Source organism: Variovorax sp. WDL1, assembly GCF_001541225.1.
In the GTDB taxonomy this organism is placed as follows: Bacteria; Pseudomonadota; Gammaproteobacteria; order Burkholderiales; family Burkholderiaceae_C; genus Variovorax.
The window spans coordinates 1-954 of sequence record NZ_LMTS01000066.1; the positions used below are offsets into that span (position 1 = coordinate 1).

Sequence of the window (954 nt, forward strand, 5' to 3'; positions counted from 1 at the left end):
TCGGCGCCGTGCTCGACAACCAGGCCACCGCCCACGACCAGGCGACCCTCATGGTCGAGCTCCTGCGCGCCTCCGGCCTGGAAGCCAACTACGTGCGCGGCATCGCCAGGCTCAGCGCCGCGCAGCTTGCCGAGTGGTGGGGCGTGAGCACCGCCAACGCCTGCGGCGTCCTCTCCCTCCTGGGCCAAGCCCAGATCCCCGTCTACGCGATCAACGCCACCACCGCCGGCAGCTGCCCCGGCACCGTGGCCGCACTCACTGATGTCTCCATCGAGCACGTCTGGGTCAAGACCCGGATCAACGGTAGCTGGTACGTCTTCGACCCCAGCTACAAGCCCCATACCTTCAAGAGCGGCATCGACCTCGCCAGCGCGAGCACCACCGGCTACGACGCGGCGACTTACCTCTCTTCCGCCCAGAGCGGCGCCACCGTCACCGCCGACTACGTCCAGAACCTCAACCGCACGAACATCCGCAACAACCTCGCCACCTACGCCACCAAGCTGGCGAGCCACCTGCGTGCGAACAAGCCCGCCGCGACCTTGGACGACGTCCTTGGCGGCAAGACCATCGTTCCCTTCTACGGCGCGCTGCGCCAGACCTCACTGCCCCACCAGAACACCGCCTGGGGCAGCGAGGAACTGGCGGAGCTCCCGGGCTACATGAAGCCCACCCTGCGCGTGCAGTACCAGGGCATCGACCAGACCTATACATCGGATGCCATCTATGGCCGGCGCCTGACCCTTACCTACAACGGTGCGAACCAGCCCGTTCTCAAGCTCGACGGCGTTGCTGTCGGGAACCCAGGCACGGCGGTCACCCCCGGTGCCTCGACCCCCATCACCTTCACCGTCACCCACAACGCCTACGTCTCCACGTGGGCGAACCACAGCTTCACCCAGAGGATCAAGGGCGGGGGCACCAACACCTTCCTGATCGCCAACGGCTGGGGGG

At 67.0% G+C, this 954-nt stretch carries 1 protein-coding gene; it reads left to right on the forward strand.

Features of this window, described 5'->3' with window-relative positions; translation table 11 throughout:
• A partial coding sequence (locus tag APY03_RS09095) for a transglutaminase domain-containing protein (RefSeq protein ID WP_332307381.1) occupies positions 1-954 on the forward strand: 954 nt, incomplete at both ends.